Source organism: Aliiroseovarius sp. F47248L (genome assembly GCF_023016085.1).
Classification (GTDB): domain Bacteria; phylum Pseudomonadota; class Alphaproteobacteria; order Rhodobacterales; family Rhodobacteraceae; genus Aliiroseovarius.
This window is the reverse complement of the sequence record NZ_JALKBF010000001.1, coordinates 1,231,759-1,248,697: the sequence shown is the minus strand read 5'-3', so window position 1 is coordinate 1,248,697 and position 16,939 is coordinate 1,231,759. Positions and strand designations below refer to the sequence as shown.

16 protein-coding genes and 1 tRNA gene are annotated in these 16,939 nt (G+C 57.6%); 4 read left to right on the top strand and 13 right to left on the bottom strand.

Going from position 1 to position 16,939, the window contains the following annotated elements; translation table 11 throughout:
• Nucleotides 1-4: 4 nt before the first annotated feature.
• The 8 genes from MWU51_RS06215 to MWU51_RS06180 form a co-directional block, all read right to left on the bottom strand.
• Nucleotides 5-1,252, bottom strand: a complete 1,248-nt coding sequence (locus MWU51_RS06215) for a glutamate-5-semialdehyde dehydrogenase (RefSeq protein ID WP_247035674.1) — start codon at nucleotides 1,250-1,252, stop codon at nucleotides 5-7.
• Between the two features lie 27 nt (nucleotides 1,253-1,279).
• Nucleotides 1,280-2,386 (bottom strand): glutamate 5-kinase, encoded by a 1,107-nt coding sequence (proB, locus tag MWU51_RS06210; protein WP_247035672.1) that lies wholly within the window; start codon nucleotides 2,384-2,386, stop codon nucleotides 1,280-1,282.
• Nucleotides 2,374-3,405: a GTPase ObgE gene (obgE, locus tag MWU51_RS06205; RefSeq protein ID WP_247035671.1), complete on the bottom strand. Its 1,032-nt coding sequence runs from the start codon at nucleotides 3,403-3,405 to the stop codon at nucleotides 2,374-2,376. Before obgE ends, proB begins: the two co-directional genes overlap by 13 nt.
• Before the next feature lie 90 nt (nucleotides 3,406-3,495).
• Entirely contained in the window at nucleotides 3,496-4,008 is a 513-nt protein-coding gene (locus tag MWU51_RS06200) for a GNAT family N-acetyltransferase (protein ID WP_247035670.1), read from the bottom strand.
• Nucleotides 4,008-4,493 carry a GNAT family N-acetyltransferase gene (locus tag MWU51_RS06195; RefSeq protein WP_247035669.1) on the bottom strand — a complete coding sequence of 162 codons (486 nt, stop codon included), beginning with the start codon at nucleotides 4,491-4,493 and terminating at the stop codon, nucleotides 4,008-4,010. The genes MWU51_RS06200 and MWU51_RS06195 overlap by 1 nt, the downstream gene beginning before the upstream one ends.
• Nucleotides 4,494-4,535: 42 nt before the next feature.
• Nucleotides 4,536-5,075 carry a GNAT family N-acetyltransferase gene (locus MWU51_RS06190; RefSeq protein ID WP_247035668.1) on the bottom strand — a complete coding sequence of 180 codons (540 nt, stop codon included), beginning with the start codon at nucleotides 5,073-5,075 and terminating at the stop codon, nucleotides 4,536-4,538.
• Nucleotides 5,076-5,271: 196 nt separating this feature from the next.
• A complete protein-coding gene (gene rpmA, locus MWU51_RS06185; protein WP_247035667.1) occupies nucleotides 5,272-5,541 on the bottom strand; it encodes a 50S ribosomal protein L27 in 270 nt (89 codons plus the stop codon).
• Between the two features lie 21 nt (nucleotides 5,542-5,562).
• A complete protein-coding gene (locus MWU51_RS06180) occupies nucleotides 5,563-6,174 on the bottom strand; it encodes a 50S ribosomal protein L21 (RefSeq protein WP_247038731.1) in 612 nt (203 codons plus the stop codon).
• 342 nt (nucleotides 6,175-6,516) lie between these two features.
• On the opposite strand from MWU51_RS06180, the gene MWU51_RS06175 reads away from it, so the two are divergent.
• Nucleotides 6,517-8,685, top strand: coding sequence for a sulfotransferase (locus MWU51_RS06175; protein WP_247035665.1), 2,169 nt, complete (start codon nucleotides 6,517-6,519; stop codon nucleotides 8,683-8,685).
• A 39-nt stretch (nucleotides 8,686-8,724) separates the two neighbouring features.
• Here MWU51_RS06175 and MWU51_RS06170 read toward each other — a convergent pair whose 3' ends face one another.
• Together MWU51_RS06170 and MWU51_RS06165 are read right to left on the bottom strand one after the other, a co-directional pair.
• Nucleotides 8,725-9,606: a hypothetical protein gene (locus MWU51_RS06170; RefSeq protein WP_247035664.1), complete on the bottom strand. Its 882-nt coding sequence runs from the start codon at nucleotides 9,604-9,606 to the stop codon at nucleotides 8,725-8,727.
• Nucleotides 9,606-10,436: a DUF2059 domain-containing protein gene (locus MWU51_RS06165; protein WP_247035662.1), complete on the bottom strand. Its 831-nt coding sequence runs from the start codon at nucleotides 10,434-10,436 to the stop codon at nucleotides 9,606-9,608. The genes MWU51_RS06170 and MWU51_RS06165 overlap by 1 nt, the downstream gene beginning before the upstream one ends.
• Nucleotides 10,437-10,600: 164 nt before the next feature.
• Between MWU51_RS06165 and MWU51_RS06160 the strand changes: the two genes are divergently transcribed.
• The 3 genes from MWU51_RS06160 (at nucleotide 10,601) to MWU51_RS06150 (ending at nucleotide 13,225) form a co-directional block, all read left to right on the top strand.
• A tRNA-Ser gene (locus MWU51_RS06160) sits at nucleotides 10,601-10,690 on the top strand.
• A gap of 389 nt (nucleotides 10,691-11,079) precedes the next feature.
• A complete protein-coding gene (locus MWU51_RS06155) occupies nucleotides 11,080-11,364 on the top strand; it encodes a hypothetical protein (protein WP_247035661.1) in 285 nt (94 codons plus the stop codon).
• The gene (locus tag MWU51_RS06150; protein ID WP_247035660.1) at nucleotides 11,357-13,225 is read left to right on the top strand and encodes a hypothetical protein; all 1,869 of its coding nucleotides are present in this window, start codon (nucleotides 11,357-11,359) and stop codon (nucleotides 13,223-13,225) included. The genes MWU51_RS06155 and MWU51_RS06150 overlap by 8 nt, the downstream gene beginning before the upstream one ends.
• Before the next feature lie 13 nt (nucleotides 13,226-13,238).
• Here the strand turns inward: MWU51_RS06150 and betB are convergent, their stop codons facing one another.
• From betB to MWU51_RS06135, 3 genes are all read right to left on the bottom strand, one after another.
• Nucleotides 13,239-14,693, bottom strand: coding sequence for a betaine-aldehyde dehydrogenase (gene betB / locus MWU51_RS06145; RefSeq protein ID WP_247035659.1), 1,455 nt, complete (start codon nucleotides 14,691-14,693; stop codon nucleotides 13,239-13,241).
• 164 nt (nucleotides 14,694-14,857) lie between these two features.
• Nucleotides 14,858-15,589 (bottom strand): RlmE family RNA methyltransferase, encoded by a 732-nt coding sequence (locus MWU51_RS06140; protein ID WP_247035658.1) that lies wholly within the window; start codon nucleotides 15,587-15,589, stop codon nucleotides 14,858-14,860.
• Nucleotides 15,589-16,701: a Ppx/GppA phosphatase family protein gene (locus tag MWU51_RS06135; protein WP_247035657.1), complete on the bottom strand. Its 1,113-nt coding sequence runs from the start codon at nucleotides 16,699-16,701 to the stop codon at nucleotides 15,589-15,591. The genes MWU51_RS06140 and MWU51_RS06135 overlap by 1 nt, the downstream gene beginning before the upstream one ends.
• Nucleotides 16,702-16,939 lie beyond the last annotated feature (238 nt).

Genomic DNA, 16,939 nt, shown 5'->3' with positions numbered 1-16,939 from the left:
GGGGTCAGGTGCGGATCGTCCCATCCCCTTCGACCAGATATTTGAACGATGTCAGCTGCGCGGCCCCCACCGGCCCGCGCGCGTGCATCTTGCCGGTGGCGATGCCGATCTCGGCCCCCATGCCGAACTCGCCCCCATCGGCAAACTGGGTCGAGGCATTGCGCATCAAGATGGCACTGTCCAACCGCGTGAAGAACCGTTCGGCGGTCGCGTCATTTTCCGTCAGGATCGCGTCAGTATGGGACGAGGAATAGCGGTTGATATGGTCAATCGCGCCGTCCACATTATCGACGATCCGCGCGGCGATGATGCTGTCCAGAAACTCCTTGCCCCAGTCATCCTCCGTGGCGGCGATGGTGCCGGTCAGCCCCTCGCCCGCGTGAACCTCAACCCCGGCTTCCATCAGGTCGTTCAAGACCTTCTGCCCCAAGGCCACCGCGTCGCGGTGAATCAACAGACACTCCGCTGCGCCGCAAATGCCGGTGCGTCGGGTCTTGGCGTTCATCACCACCCGCGCAGCCTTGTCGGGGTCGGCGTCCTTGTCGATGAAGACATGCACGATGCCTTCAAGATGGGCAAAGACCGGCACGCGCGCCTCGCGCTGGACCAATCCCACCAGCCCCTTGCCACCACGGGGCACGATCACGTCGATGTAATCGGTCATGGTCAGCATTTCACTGACCGCCCCGCGATCACGAGTTGGCACGCGTTGGATTGCATCTTCGTGAAGATCGGCGGCACGCAACCCGTCTTGCAGACAGGCGTGGATCAGACCCGCAGAATGGAAGCTCTCTGAGCCGCCGCGAAGGATCACAGCGTTCCCGGCCTTCAGGCACAAAGCACCCGCATCCGCAGTCACGTTGGGGCGGCTTTCATAGATCACGCCGATGACGCCCAAAGGCGTGCGCACCCGCTTGATATGAAGGCCCGAGGGACGATCCCATTCCTCAAGCACTTCGCCCACCGGATCGGCTTGCCCGGCCACGGCACGCAGCCCATCGCACATCCCTTTGATGCGATCCTCGTCCAGCATCAGACGGTCCATCATTGCAGGCGAAAGGCCCTTGTCGCGCCCAAAGGCCATATCTTTCTCATTGGCCGCGATGATCTCGGCCCGTCGGTCCCAACAGGCGTCTGCCGCGGCTAATAGTGCCTTTTCCTTGGCCTCGGGCGGAGCGAAGGCAAGATGCTTGGCCGCGTCGCGTGCGCGGCGGCCAATCTCGGTCATCATGGATGTGATGTCTTCGCTCATCGTGTGCTTGTCCCTTTGTTGTTGCCCTTAAAGAGCCATGTCGTCGCGGTGGATCAGGGCGGCGCGGCCCGGATAGCCCAAAATGGGTTCAATCTGGTCCGAGCGGCGGCCTTTGATCGCGCGGGCTTCTTCCGCAGTATAGCGGCTGAGACCGGCGCCCAGATGGGTGCCGTCGGGCCCGTGTATTTCAATCGGATCGCCGCGTTGGAAATCACCCCGCACAGCGGCTACACCGGCGGGCAGCAGAGATTTGCCTGAGCGCAGAGCCCGTTCCGCCCCCTGATCGACCACCACCGCGCCGCGCGATTTCATCGACGCAATCCAATGCTTGCGGGCCGCTTTGGGGTCGGTGCGTGCGGTGAACAGGGTCGATGCAGCACCTTCGGCCAGGGCAGTCAACGGGTTCATACGCGACCCCAGTGTGATCGTCATGTCGCACCCTGCCCCGGTCGCGGTTTTCGCGGCCATCACCTTGGTTTTCATGCCACCCTTCGACAGACCAGTGCCTGCATCGCCTGCCATCGCCTCGATCTCGGGCGTGATGGCGTCGATCAAGTCATAGCGCGTGGCCGAGGGGTCATCTTTGGGGTTGCCAGAGTAAAAGCCATCCACGTCGGAGAGCAGCACCAAATGATCCGCTCCGACCGTGACAGCCACTTGGGCGGCCAGACGATCATTGTCACCAAAGCGGATTTCGTCTGTGGCAACGGTATCATTTTCGTTCACAATGGGCACGACGCCCAGCGACAAAAGGGTTTCCAACGTCGCGCGCGTGTTCAGGTAACGTCTTCGGTCGGCGCTGTCTTCCAACGTTACCAAGACCTGCGCAGTGGTTGCGCCCAAGGGGGTCAAAGCCTCTTCATACGCGCGGGCCAACCGGATCTGACCAACTGCGGCGGCGGCCTGTGATTGCTCCAAGGGCAAAGTGCCCGCAGGCAGGCCCAACACGCCGCGCCCCAGAGCGATGGAGCCGGAAGACACCAGCACCACATCAGCGCCCCGCGTCTTCAGTGCGGCCACATCTGCCGCCAACGAGTGCAACCAGTCTGACTTCAACGCACCCGTCGCGACATCGACCAGAAGCGCCGAGCCGATCTTGACAACGATCCGATTGGCATCGGTCAGGGTTGCCACGTCTGCTTCTCCTCTTGGGGTTTTTGGCGAATGCGGTCGTCCGAGATCTGTTTGCGCAAGGCACGTAACACGTCGGTCGTGCCTTCATGAGCCACACCAGACATCAGCATGACGGGACCCGCCACAGTCTCAAGCGCCTTTCGCTTCTCGGCACGTTCGTCATCATCCAGCGCATCGATCTTGTTCAAAACAGTGACCCGCGGCTTGCCGCCCAGAATATCGCCATAGGCCTCAATCTCGGTGATGATGGTCTGCCAATCCTCGACCACATCTTGGGATGTGCCATCGACCAGATGCAACAGGACCGAGCAGCGTTCCACATGCCCAAGGAACAGATCGCCCAGACCACGCCCTTCGGAGGCACCTTCGATCAGGCCCGGAATGTCGGCCACCACGAACTCGGCCCCGTCCACGCCGACCACGCCCAGATTGGGGTGCAACGTGGTGAAGGGATAATCCGCAATCTTGGGCCGCGCGTTCGATGTGGCGGCCAGAAAGGTCGACTTTCCCGCGTTGGGCAGACCCAGCAGCCCCACATCTGCGATCAGTTTCAGGCGCAGCCAGATCGTGCGTTCAACTCCCTCCTGCCCCGGATTGGCACGGCGCGGCGCGCGGTTGGTCGAACTGGTGAAATGCAGGTTGCCGAAACCGCCATTACCGCCCTTGGCCAGCACGAACCGCTGTCCGACTTCGGTCATGTCGGCGATCACGGTCTCCTGGTCTTCGTCGAGGATCTCGGTTCCCACAGGCACCCGCAAGACTATATCATCGCCGTCCGCCCCGGTGCGTTGCTGACCCATTCCCGGGCGCCCGTTGCCTGCGAAGAAATGCTGTTGATAGCGGAAATCGATCAGCGTGTTCAGCCCGTCGACGACCTCAACAACCACGTCGCCGCCACGTCCGCCGTCCCCGCCATCGGGGCCGCCATATTCGATATATTTCTCGCGCCGAAACGACACGCAGCCCCCGCCGCCGGAGCCCGAACGGATATAGACCTTTGCGAGATCGAGGAATTTCATGGGGCACACGCCTTTTCTGGTTACGATATTGGCGATAGAGGGAAATGAGCCGAGGCTCAAGAGTTCAAGGCGGTTTGCGGTACAAACAGCTTACGGATGTGTAGGTCGCGACAATGTGAAGCTGCGCAGTGGAAAGTCGCCATTGCGTGCCCTGCATCTGCCGGTTGTCGGTTCGGTTTCGACAAATCCCAACTTGGACAGCACCCGCACCGAAGCTGGATTATCTTCAAACGCCGTCGCACCGATCACATCCCAGTCGTAGCGCGCCCAAACATGCGCGATCAGCTTTGCCGCCATCTCGGAGGCGAACCCTTTGCTCCAATGGTCCGGCGCGAACATGTATCCGAGTTCCGGGCCGCTTTCGTCACGACATAAGACGCCCATGGCCCCAACAAGTTGGCGTTGGTGAAAAACCGGACCTGCCATACCCATCGCTGGATCGCAGGGTACACAACGCGACTTTGTGAACGCCGGATCCGAAGGCCACGGCCAGCTTGAGGTCATGCGCACTAAGTCAAAATGCGATACAAGCGCATGAAAGGCGTCGACATCCGCAGGCTGTGCACGGCGCATCATCAATCGGTCTGTGATCAAACGGGTCATCATGGGCGCGACGACCAATCTGTTCGGCTCAGATCGACTTTTATCAGTTCGATATCTGAACCTTGCGCGACGCAATTTACACGTTCGATCAGGCCGGTTGGGCGAAAACCAAGCCTGCTTAACACGGCGTGCGATGCGGTGTTTCCCCGAAAATAGCCCGAACCGATCTGGTCGATTTCAAGATTTGTAAAAGCCCAGTCCACCAAAGCCTTCGCGGCTTCGGTCATGACACCGCGCCCCTGATGTGCGCGTCCCAGCCAATAGCCAAGTGTCGGATCAAGTCCAACCACCCCCAACACCCGTCCGTCTTCTTCGATTGCCAACCCACCCAGCGCAGACGTGTCGGCCAGATGAGCCAGAAACCCATTGAAATCGGTCAGCTTATAGGGATGGGGCACAACGGTTAGCCAACGCGAAACGTCGTAGTCGTTCAGCAAGCTGACAATCTGTTCGCCATCTTCAGTTGTCAAAGAACGGAGCGTCAAACGCTTCGTCTTAACAAGGTATTCATTTTCCATGGCAATGGGTTATGATATCTTATTGATGTAAGTCCAAGTTGGTACATTGGCGTTGCGCGCGACGCAGTGGCTTTCGGCATCCCCGATATATTCAAACCCCGCATGGGTCAGCACACGGGCTGATGCTGCGTTGTCCTGAAACACCTCGGCAAATATCGAAGTGTTTTCTTGTGGGTTGGCCGCAACGATTGCCTGTACCGCTTCTGACGCGATCCCGGTATTCCAGAACCCTGGCGCGACCCAATACCCAAGTTGCGATTGCGCCCGATCCAGATGGGTCAGACTGATCACACCCAGAACTTCGCGCCCATCGGCGCCTGCACCGTCCATCACCCAAACGTCTTCGTTCCGGTGATCGTGCAGTGACCGTTCAATGAATGCTTCAGTCGTGCCGGGTGGCAAAGGGTGTGGGATCGAACGCGTGCCCGAGGCGACGCGCTTATCTGCGGTATACATGGACAACATCCCCACATCCGACCGACGGACGGGGCGGAGCACAAAGCGTTCCGCTTCTATCAGCGGTTGGCGAGTGATCTCAACATGCTTCATGGCTTTCCCTCCTCTGAAAAGCGCAGAACGCACCGGGTTGGTCAGTTCTTCCAAATGGACATATCGCAGGATATGGGGGGCAATAAGACCAAATTGTGATTTCCCGATGAATGGCAGATAGGTATTTGAAACAAAAAGAAAAGGGGCCGGCTTTCACAGCCGGCCCCTGGTTTTTCACAACCTTGTCAGGTTCGGCTTACTCAGCGGCCTCCGCCACCGGAAGAACCGAGATAAAGGTGCGACCTTTCAGGCCCTTATGGAATTGGACGTGACCTTCGACAGTCGCGAAGATCGTATGATCCTTGCCCATACCAACATTCGCGCCCGGCCACATTTTGGTGCCGCGCTGACGCACGATGATGTTGCCGGGAATCACGATCTGACCACCGAATTTCTTCACGCCAAGGCGACGACCGGCTGAGTCGCGGCCGTTACGGGATGAACCGCCTGCTTTTTTATGTGCCATGCTATCTCTCCTTAGCTCAGATTAGGCCAGTGTCTTGGCCTGCTCAACCCACTCGGGCTTAACCTTGACGGCTTCGAAGCTGTCAACGTCAACGGCCGCAAGTTGGGCGAAGGTGGTGATGCCAGCGTCGGCCAGCTTCTTGGCGGCGGCGGGGCCGACACCGGTGATTGCTGTCAGGTCATCTGCAGCAGCGGCTGCCGGAGCTTCAGCTTTCTCGGCTTTCTTTGGAGCAGCTTTTTTCGGAGCAGCTTTCTTGGCCGGAGCAGCATCAACGCCACCCGATACCGAGCCTGCGCCGATGGCAGCTTTCACGCCCGACTTGTCCGCACCTTTTTCAAGGATGTCGGTCACGCGCAAAAGCGTTAGTTGCTGACGGTGACCCTTGGTACGCTTCGAGCTGTGCTTACGGCGACGCTTCACGAAGTGAATGACTTTTTCGCCTTTGATCTGGTCGATGACCTCGGCCTGCACGCCTGCACCGGATACGGTGGGGGTGCCGACGGTTGCACCAACCATCAGAATCTCGTTGAACTGGACTTTTTCGCCTGCTGCAGCTGCCAGCTTCTCGACGCGCAAAACGTCTCCTGCCTGGACTTTATACTGCTTGCCGCCGGTTTTCAGAACCGCAAACATTTGATCTTCCTTCATATTCCGCATTCTGTGGTCCCGGCAGGGCCGGTGTTTGTCGAAGGGGTGATCCCTTCACTTACCTCGAACAGCGCGCCCCGATGGGCAAAGTTAAACGCCCCCACACAGGAATTTCCCGGTAGGAGTGGCGGCTTATCGGGCGAATTGGTCTGCAAGTCAACCCGGTATCCAAGGAAAATAGCCCTTGGCTTCAGACCCAGTTCCGATCCAACGCTGACACGGAACACCACTTGCGACCTTTGGCATGACATATTAGGCCATGAAAGGAAACATCCCGCACGTGCGACCCTTGCACATGCCCCCTGATCCACGCGCAAGGAGCCTGCGATGCTGCCGCTGAATTCAAACCAGATCCCGGCCATGTTCAATCGCGCGATGGGACTTGCACGTAGTGGCAAACCACGTGACGCGTTGGACCTGTTGGCACAGATTGCTAAATTGGCTCCGAAACGCGCCGAAATCCCTTTCCATATGGGCCAGATTCATATGCAGGCCGGGCGCCCCAAGGATGCAAGCTACTTTCTGGCCCGAGCCGCCAGTTTGGCGCCCGGCGAAATGAAGGTCTGGCAGGCCTATGCGGCCGCCATTGCTGCTTACGGCGATGACGACGCCCGGAAAGCAGCCAAGGCCCAGTTGAAAACGGCCAACCTTGGCCAGCGTGATCGCAAGGCGATCGTGAAAGCGATGAACACCGTCCAGACCAGCACATCACGCGTTTCGTCCAATGTGACCACCGCCGAGATCAACAAGTTGGTCGCCCAAATCAATGCTGGTCAGATGAGCGACGCCGAAGCTCAAGCCCGTCAGTTGATTGCCACGCGCGGAAGCAGCGAAATACTGTCGACCATACATGGCGCGGCGCTGGCCAGTCTGGGACGCATCGACGAAGCCGAGACCGCTTTTCGCGCGGCCCTTGCCATTGACCCGGATTACGGCGAGGCCGCAGCACAGCTGGGGCAAGTTCTTTTGGCCGCCGGACGTCATCAGGACGCCAAACCGATGCTGCTGCACGCCCGGCGATTGATCCCGCACAACCCGATTGTTCTTGGCAATCTTGGCAAACTCTATCAGGATCTCGGGTCCCCGCATGAAGCGGTGGAATGCCTTGACAGGCTTTTGAAACAGGACCCGGACAACCGTCTGGCCCTGATGACGCGGGCGCAGGCATATCTGACGCTGGAAAGCGCAGCCCCGGCCATGACGGATCTGGACCATCTAGAGCGACTTGCGGGACCGACCGGTGAGACACTTGCTCTTGGGGCGGTCGCCCACAAGTTGGCCGGTGACCCTGAAGCCGCGCATGAACGTGTTGACGCAGCATTGAAGGCGGATCCAAACAGCCTGCGTGTCGTCACCATTGCTGCCAATATCCTGCAACAGGAAGGCGCGATGGACAAAGCCGATACCGTTCTGCGAGAGGCGCTTGCGCGCGACGTCCGCTCTGGCGCGATTTACCGGATGATTGCACATGGCAAGAAACTTGCCGCAGATGATCCAGTGGTTGCTGAAATGAAAGACCTGTGGTTGCGCGATGACCTGCCGGACGAAGGTCGCATGGATCTGGGTTATGGTCTTTTGAAAGTAATGGAAGACATCGGCGACTACGATCAGGCGTGGCAGTATCTTTCCCGCGCGAACAAGATCATGGCAAAGCGCCACCCCTACGACCGTGACAAAGCACAGCGGGATTTCAACAAGCTCGGCGCGTTTCTTGAAGGCTTCGACAAAGACCGGATCGGCAAGGTCGGATATTTGGACAACCAGACCATCTTTGTCACCGGCCTGCCCCGGTCAGGTACCACGCTGGTCGAACAGATTCTGGCAAGCCATTCCACGATCACCGGCGGGGATGAATTAAGCATCCTGCATCCGCTGGCCTTTCAGTCGGTAGCACAGACAGACCGTGATGGCGGCACCATTGCAGATATGACCCCAGAGCAGCTCGAAGCAATCGGACGCGACTATCAAGCCGCCATCGACATTCGTGTTCCGGGGGCGGAACGGATCACCGACAAAACTATCTCGACCTATCAAATCGCGCCATTGGCGTGGCTGGCGCTGCCCAATGCCAAGATCGTTGCCCTGCGACGCGATCCACGCGACAATTTGTGGTCGATGTTCAAAAACCGTTTCGTTACGGGCCTGCATCTTTACACTTACACACAATCCGATCTTGTCGAGACCTATCGCCTGTTTACTGAATACCTTGCCCTGTGGCGGGACATGGCGCCCGAACGTATCTATGAGATCGAGTATGAAGCCCTTGTTGCCAACCCCGAAGTCGAAGTGCGCAAGCTGTTGGAATTTTGCGAGTTGGAGTGGGAGGACGCCTGTCTGGACTTCCACAAGACCGACCGTGACGTAAAAACACTGTCATTGGCTCAAGTGCGGCAACCGCTTTACAACTCGTCCATCGGAAAATGGCGTAGATACAAAGATCAGCTGAGCGAGATGGTTGACGGGCTGAAAGGTCTGGACGGGGTGCCCGAGGACTGATCGCGGACACCCTGCCCCCGCTTTCATCTGACGCTCGAGCTATAGATCCTGCTGCGCCCCGAACTCACCGACAGCACGGCCAAGGTCTGCGGACAATCGGATATAAATCTGATCTAACGCTTCAAACATCGCGTGGTTCAGCGCGTGCCCGGCTTCCGTCTCGGAAAACGCCACATAGTCGTCCAGCACCTCTTGCGAAACCGGGCTATAAGCCGTCGATAGAAAGGCAAACAACCATTCTGACGTGTCGCGCCGGATTTCGACCTCTTGCGACCAGACCTCGAACAGGATTTCCTGCTCGGTCAGTTTCTCGGCGGGCACAGGATGGGCGTCGGTCATTGCACGCAGAAACGCATAATTGGAATTCAACGCTCCCATCACATTGCGTTCGACCAGATCATTGACCTCGACAAATCGCAAGATGGCGTCCTCGTGTGGCGTCAGAGCCCGACCACTTAACCACGCGCTACGGGCGCGCTCTTCGACTTCGGTATCCAGAAAAGCACGGCGCGCGGTGATTTCAAGATCGACAACGCTTTGCATGTCATCAGATTCATAGAAATCACATAAGGCGTGCAGATGAACCGCATCCAGCGCGGATTCCATCGCCATTTCGGCGTCCGCCTTCAGCCGCTCGATATCATAGATGGCTTGCACTCGCTTGCGCCATGGCGCGCCGCCGGGATGACCCAACAGGTCAACATCGGCCTCCAACGCCATATTGGCGCCTTCCTCGTGCATAATCTCCAACAGGTCGTTCAACCGTAAAAGCGACCACAGTTTGTCGTAGGTCTGCGCCTCGATTTGCGCAGAGGGTGATGTATCAATCGACCCTGCCCAGCCCGCAGTTGCACCACCTGAAACCGCCAGCAGAACCAGAACCACTGCGACTTCCACAGACTGTCGCAGTCGGATAGGCATCACAGTTCCTGCTCAGGGCGCAAATCGACCAATCGGCTGGCCAATGTTTCATATCGTTCGGCCATGATCTGATACTGAACAGCGTTTAGAATCTCATAAACCTGGCCCATTTTCGGATCCTGAAGCGCCGCGAGATAGTCGATCAACTCTTCATCGGAAAGCGCACGATAAGCATATGCGTTGGCAACAAGGCTGTTCACCTCGATATTCTTACGCATCTCGCCCGCCTGCTCCATCAGCATCAGGCGCAAATCCTCTTCCGAGATATCGAAGTTGCTGACTCCGGCTGCTACCGCCGCCATCAGATACCGGACCTGAATTTCTACGATCGACTTCACTGCAGTATCCGTCGATCCGATCGCCACGCCCATCTCGCGAAACAGATCGATACGGATGCTGTTCTGTTCCAGCAGTTCCCCCGTTAATCGCTCGCCTTCTTCGTATTTCTCGGTGTCGTCGGCCATGTGACTTTCATTTTCTACCTCGACCAAACGCTGGCCCAGCGGACTGCTATAAAAAGCAGAACCGTGATCAAGAAGCTCATCAGGCATCACCGCGCCCAGCATCTCAACCGCTTCGCTGATCATTTCGTCTGGATCAAAGACCTCTTCAGCCAGCTTGACCCATTGTCGGCCAAACACATCAGGATCTTCACCAGTCAAAGCCGGCCCCGCCATGGCACCCTGTTGGATCGAGGCAATTGCAACGTCAAAACCCGTTACCTGAAGGAAGTTGCGAATGTCCTGTTCTTCCGCTGCTTTTGCCTGAGACGCCACCCCCAGCAAAACGAGCACGATGGCAAATAACGGCGCCAATCTGTTGAGTTTCATTGGTACATGTGCCTTTTCGAATGGTTTGTTTCCCGCAGCCTAGCCCCGCTGAGTTCGAGTGCCAAGCTCTGCCCGATCACGAAACCGCAGGTCGGCAATGATTTGTTCAAAAAATGGCTTGCACATGCCGCGCGAGCGAATTATGCCCCCCGCAAGACCCCCGCGGAGAGGTGCCGGAGTGGTCGAACGGGGCGGTCTCGAAAACCGTTGTGGGTGCAAGCCTACCCAGGGTTCGAATCCCTGTCTCTCCGCCACGACACTCGAGCTAGTCACAGTTTGAACTAGTTCTTTGTGTCATCGCGTCTAAATCGCACCAATCTTCCTTTTGTCTGAATGACTTCTGAGAAAACACACAAGTGCTTTCGGTCTTTTTAACGATCCACTTCAATCCTGCGCCTACCAATATCGTCAGGCCCTTGTTCTCTGTCCGTTGCCGTTCTTTTGCCTCGTTGGTTCAATGGTTAGACATTGAACTCTGCGCAGCACTGGCCCGATCGCCTCGTCAAACTGCATTTCGTGATTGCCGTCGGCCTGCTAGCCTCCGCATATTGGAACTGCTCGCAAAACTACCAATATACACCTAGTTGTTTGGACCCGGTTTTTAACGTATTCTTAGGTAACGGATCATTCGCATCCAACCTTGATGACAGACCAGAAACCACAGGAAAACGGCACAAATAAGCCTGAAGATAAGTCATTTTGGAAGACAGTGCCCGGTATATTGACAGGCATTGCGGCCGTCGTGACGGCTGTCGCGACACTTCTTGCAGCGGCAGACAAGGCAGGGTTTTTCACCTCTGATGCTCCTTCCCCACCGTCGCAAGCCAACAGAACTGACACCGGTGGCGGTATGTCCACAAGCGGGGACAACAGCCCGATCATTCGGGAAACAGGTGGCAACGTCACCTTTACAGGAAGCAATGATTAGGTGGGCGGCACGTATCGCGGCCTTGACCGCCCTGCCCTATGCAGTCAACGCTCAGGACGTCACAACCTATGGAAACTGCAGTCCGGTCATCCAGGATGTCGGCGGTGATGTGACTGTTGTCTGTTATCGCGACAGGGAAAAGAAACCCCGCTTTCGTGTGGTCTATTACCGACTTGGCGGAATCGGGCAGAGTTTTCTGATCAACGGCAAACTGTCGCCTGAGTGGGAAAAATACCTGGGCGGCCAACAAGCCATCGTCAACAACGCCATTCATCACGAAATCCGAAATCTGACAGACAAGTTCGGGCAGGAGATCGGGGGCAGTTATCTGTCCGGCAACGTGGGATTTGAGGGCGGGGATTTCAGCACGGGTCTTGCCGATTACGCACAGCAGGTCAACGCGGACATTAAAGTGTTTGACACAGACGCGGGCGCAATGCCTGACCTGAAGGCAAACGATGGCTGGCGTGTTTTTGGCCCGGGCGAACTGTTTGTTCCTGATCTTGAGGCCGCCCAATCCTTGTTTCAAAAATATGCGATTCCGACGGGCTATAACGCCTATTGGGGCACATCCCAGGGCCCGTCCGAATGGGTCGAGTATGGATCGAAAATGACCGCTCCCACGTTGTGGCGATCCCTCACCGCGGCTGATCTTGAGGATTACGAGGCCCGTTATGACGCCTATCTGGGACGCGCGCTTGATCTATCCGATGATGCGCGCAGTGACAGCGAACTTCGCCTGCGATCCGAACGCGGTTTATTTGCCAATGCGGGAGCAGGATATTTTGAGGGTCGTCGCATTGACCACAGACCCCTTGATGCCTTGCGCTACCTTGCGCGAAATGGCTTGCCCCCGAACTATGCCATCGTGATGGGCGAACCGGGAGTGCATTACGGATGGGCGTTCACCGCCAAGACTCGCAGCGCCGATCTGCTGGTCGCGGTGCTGGAAAATGTCGGTGATACGCCGATGGATGTGGGGGCGTTCAGCGTTGCCGAAACCGATGCGAAGACATTGCGACGCCACGAAGACACTCAGGCTCTGCTGGCGGCTGCGCGTCCTGTCGAAAAACGGCTTTGGCCGCCGGGCATGCTGGCGCCGGGTGAAAAGCTGGTCATCCCCATTCGCATCGAAATGCCGCTGCTGCCCGAGTTTTTCGATTGGATCGTCTCTGGCTATCGCGACAACTATGCACAGAGCGAGACAATCCGGGAGGAGGCCGTGGTTTCGAAGTCCAAAATGATTGCGTTCGTGCATCCCAACGAACAGACAAACCTGCTGTTTGCCCTGCCCCCGTCCGGCGTTCCCAAGGGGCGCATACCGGAACTGGTCGAGCGATTTGAATACGGTCCCGCATGGTCCATTCAGGCGGTGGAGGTCGACGGCACATCTTATGACTTCCGCCAGCATGATCCCAACAATTTCATACTGTTCGCCGGGGGCGGCATTGGCAGTTGTCCCTATATCTATACCTATCAGAACGACGGCGACATCTGGATCGAAGAAAACCATTTCCTGCTGGGGGCAACCTCACCCGGCAAGAAACGCACCGACCGATTGAAGCTTTCCCATTTCGACGGACGGTTGGAAATTCGCGAGAAAGAACACGAACTGGCCCATATCGACCAAATCACCCTGGTCCTGCAAGATGACGAGGGAGTTGAAGAAACATACCTCGCCGTATGGCCGGTGGAGTTGACCAAAGAGGACGGGCAGGAGCTGATCCTAGGCTACGGTGAACGCACCGAAGTTCAGTTTGACCTGCCCGATGACGCGTGGGTCGGAAAAACCGTTTTCATCTCGGCCACCGGATACTATCTGCCGCTCTCAGACCCATACCTGTTTACCAGCCGCAATTGACGCGGTCACCCGATCAAAACGGCGCTTCCAGATCGCTCAGGCGCACATAGACAGTTTTCAATTCCGAATAATGCTCAATCGCCGCTTTTGAGTTCTCGCGACCTACACCAGATGCCTTTGACCCTCCGAACGGTGCCTCGACCGGCGCGTCATTATAGGTGTTGATGTAACACGTGCCCGCTTCGAACCCAGCCACGACGCGGTGCGCGCGGGTCAGATCGTTGGTGAACACCCCGGCGGCCAGCCCGAATTCGGTCGCGTTGGCGCGGGTCATCACCTCGTCTTCGGTGTCAAAATCCAAGACCGACATGACTGGGCCGAAAATCTCTTCACGGGCGATGGTCATGTCGTCGGTCACATCGGCAAAGACGGTGGGCTTCAAATAGAAGCCATCGCCCTCAATGCGTTCGCCGCCATAAACCAGACGCGCACCCTCTTCTTTACCCTTCTCGATATAATTCATGACGATGTTCATCTGGCCTTCACTGACCATCGGACCGAAACTGGTTTCTGGGTCCAGCGGATCGCCGATTATGGCACCGTCCAGACGTTCGGCCAGACGCTTCAAGAACGCCTCCTTAATGCCTTTCTGCACAAAGACCCGCGTTCCGTTGGAACAAACCTGCCCGGACGAATAGAAGTTGCCCAGAATAGCTCCTGAAACTGCGTTTTCAACATTGGCATCGTCAAAGACAATCATCGGGGATTTACCGCCAAGCTCCATCGTGACGTGCTTCATTTCGGCGGCAGCGGCAGCATAAACCTTTTTGCCGGTCGGCACGGACCCGGTCAGTGACACCTTGGCCACGCGTGGATCGGTGACGAGGGCGGCACCAACCTCGCCATAGCCTTGTACCACGTTGAAAATGCCTGCAGGGGCGCCCGCTTCCATCAGGATTTCTGCCACCTTCAAGGCCGACAGCGGTGTCGTTTCGGAGGGCTTGAATACAGACGTGTTTCCGCAGGCCAGCGCAGGCGCTGCTTTCCAGCAGGCGATCTGGGTGGGATAGTTCCACGCCCCGATGCCGACACAAACACCCAAGGCTTCGCGGCGTGTGTAAACAAAATCACCGTTGGCAAGCTGGATATGGTCGCCAGTCAGACTGCCCGCAATCCCCCCGAAATACTCCATCGCGTCCGCGCCGGATGTGGCGTCGGCCACGCTGGTTTCCTGATAGGGTTTGCCGGTGTCGAGCGTTTCCAGAACCGACAGATCGTGGTTGCGCTCGCGCATGATATCGGCGGCGCGGCGCAGAATGCGGCCCCGTTCGGTACCTGTCATCGCAGCCCATGCGCCTTGCGCAGACTTGGCGGCATACAGAGCTTTGTCGACAATCGTAGGAGTGGCAGCGTGCAGTTTCGCAATAACCTCGCCCGTGGCCGGAAAGATCACGTCAATCACAGCACCATCGGTATCTTCGACATACTCACCGCCGATGAAGTGGCTGGCTTTGGGTTGCGCTCTCATATCGTTGCCTCTCTGCGATGTGCGATGACCGGTGGATGAACCACGGGATTCGCGCGTGTCTGTGATAGTGTCTAAGTTTGCAGGACAGATCATCAAGAACCATCCAAAAGGCGACGGGCCAAGACACGCATTCGACGTCTTGCCCGATCCATCCCTGCGGTCAATCAGCCCTTGAAGCCCATGGCAACCACAAATTTTTCGGAACTGTCTGACCGGCTGGAGGGTGGTTTGACGTTCATGACCTTTTCAAACTTCTGTTTGAGCAGCTTTTGCAACTCGCCTTCGGCACCGCCTGCCAGAACCTTCGCGACAAACGTGCCACCCTCGTCCAGCACATCAAACGCGAAATAGGCCGCCGCCTCGCACAAGGCGATGATGCGCAGATGGTCCGTCTGCTTATGTCCAGAACTGGACGCCGCCATGTCAGACATGACCACATCGGCCTTGCCGCCCAGCAAATCTTTCACGACCACATCCGCGTCGTCTTCCATGAAATCAAGTTGATGGAAGCTTGCCCCTGCCAATGGCTCAACCTCTTGCAGGTCGATACCCAGAAACGTGCCAATCTTCTTGCCACTTTTTTCTCCAAGCGCGTTGATGCGCGGCACGGCGACCTGCGCCCAACCACCGGGCGCACAGCCCAGATCGACGACCCGCGCGCCGTTCACCAGAAACCGGAACTTGTCGTCCAGGTCCATAATTTTGAACGCCGCGCGCCCACGAAAGCCTTCGGCTTTGGCACGCGCTACATACGGGTCATTCAGTTGCCGTTGCAGCCAGCGAGTGGAACTGTTCGTTCGTCCCCGCGCAGTTTTCACCTTCACGGTCAAATCCCGTTGTCCGCGGCCCGAGCTTTTGCGCACCCGTCCGCCTTTTTTGCCACCTGTTCCTGTCATCAGAATGGTCCGCCTTCCAAAACGCCGTCCGCAGACATTTGCGAATACAAGATGCCCTCGCGCAGGCCGCGGTCTGCGACGCTTAACCGATCCGTGGGCCAGACCCGCAATAACGCTTGCAGGATCGCAGCGCCAGACATGATCAGCGATTGCCGGTCGCGCCCGATATGCGAGTTCATCCGTCGCCCCTGCGGGCCGAGCGCCAGATAGCCTTGGATCACCCGTTCGATCTGGTCAGAAGTCATGCGCAACCCGTCAACTTTTGTGCGGTCATAACGGCGCAGCCCCAGATGGGTCGCTGCAACGGTCGTCACGGTGCCGGATGTGCCGATGATCTGAAACCCCTCGCGCGGGGGTTCGTGATGGAACGGACTGAAGCCTGCCAGCTGTTCTTCGAAATGCACCGACATCAGGGCGTAGCGGCCTGCGTCGTCTTCGACATCGTCGAACATCTCGCGCAGGGTGGCGACGCCCAAGGGCACCGATATCCAATCCACAACGCTGGCGGCAGGAAAGTCGCTGACCCCACCGATGAAGCCACGCCCCATGCGCATAATGGAGCGCGGTCTTTCCAGCGGCGGAACTTTCGACAGGTCAATCCAAACAAGCTCGGTCGAGCCGCCGCCGATATCGACAACCAGCAGCTGTTCGGTCTTGGTCGACACCAGGGGCGCACAGGACACGACGGCAAGGCGCGCTTCTTCTTCGGGCTTGATGATCTCAAGCTCCAACCCGGTTTCGCGCCGGATGTAGTTCATGAAACTTCTGCCGTTTGACGCGCGGCGGCACGCTTCGGTTGCCACAAGTCGCATCCGCTTTACATCATGCTTGATCAGCTTCTTGCGGCAAATTCGCAAGGCCTGAACCGTGCGCGACATGGATGATCGGCTTAACCGGCCCGACGCTTCCAGCCCATTGCCCAACTGTACAGATTTCGAAAAGCTGTCCACGACGTGAAACTGGCTTCCCTTCGGTTGGGCAACCAGCATTCGACAACTGTTTGTTCCAAGGTCCAGAGCCGCATAGAGGCTGGCCGGATCCACGGGTGACGGCGCGGGGGTATCGACCGCTTTCGGGAACGCGCCCGCACCTTCGGGACGCTTGGGCGCCATAGCTCACGCCCTCCATTTCAAGTTATGTTCAAGATAGGGCCGCGCCCGGTGTCTGACAATCCCTTCCCTGCATGTCAGGCGCACAAATTCGTCACCACACATAATCATCTTGAGAAATTTTCAGTCCCGCCCCCATGGCAGCACGGGTTCATCTGACGTATCCCACACAAGCCAATCCTGAAGCCAATCCGGGTCACGCAGGTCGCTTGTGGTCTGCGTGATGTCGAAAAACGACGCA

Coding starts and splice junctions, on each gene's coding strand:
- MWU51_RS06155 (WP_247035661.1), top strand. CDS start 11,080: ATGACAGACCAGAAACCACAGGAAAACGGCACAAATAAGCCTGAAGAT.
- MWU51_RS06135 (WP_247035657.1), bottom strand. CDS start 16,701: ATGGCGCCCAAGCGTCCCGAAGGTGCGGGCGCGTTCCCGAAAGCGGTC.
- MWU51_RS06150 (WP_247035660.1), top strand. CDS start 11,357: ATGATTAGGTGGGCGGCACGTATCGCGGCCTTGACCGCCCTGCCCTAT.
- MWU51_RS06180 (WP_247038731.1), bottom strand. CDS start 6,174: ATGTTTGCGGTTCTGAAAACCGGCGGCAAGCAGTATAAAGTCCAGGCA.
- MWU51_RS06140 (WP_247035658.1), bottom strand. CDS start 15,589: ATGACAGGAACAGGTGGCAAAAAAGGCGGACGGGTGCGCAAAAGCTCG.
- MWU51_RS06190 (WP_247035668.1), bottom strand. CDS start 5,075: ATGAAGCATGTTGAGATCACTCGCCAACCGCTGATAGAAGCGGAACGC.
- rpmA (WP_247035667.1), bottom strand. CDS start 5,541: ATGGCACATAAAAAAGCAGGCGGTTCATCCCGTAACGGCCGCGACTCA.
- obgE (WP_247035671.1), bottom strand. CDS start 3,405: ATGAAATTCCTCGATCTCGCAAAGGTCTATATCCGTTCGGGCTCCGGC.
- MWU51_RS06200 (WP_247035670.1), bottom strand. CDS start 4,008: ATGACCCGTTTGATCACAGACCGATTGATGATGCGCCGTGCACAGCCT.
- MWU51_RS06165 (WP_247035662.1), bottom strand. CDS start 10,436: ATGAAACTCAACAGATTGGCGCCGTTATTTGCCATCGTGCTCGTTTTG.
- MWU51_RS06215 (WP_247035674.1), bottom strand. CDS start 1,252: ATGAGCGAAGACATCACATCCATGATGACCGAGATTGGCCGCCGCGCA.
- MWU51_RS06175 (WP_247035665.1), top strand. CDS start 6,517: ATGCTGCCGCTGAATTCAAACCAGATCCCGGCCATGTTCAATCGCGCG.
- betB (WP_247035659.1), bottom strand. CDS start 14,693: ATGAGAGCGCAACCCAAAGCCAGCCACTTCATCGGCGGTGAGTATGTC.
- MWU51_RS06170 (WP_247035664.1), bottom strand. CDS start 9,606: ATGCCTATCCGACTGCGACAGTCTGTGGAAGTCGCAGTGGTTCTGGTT.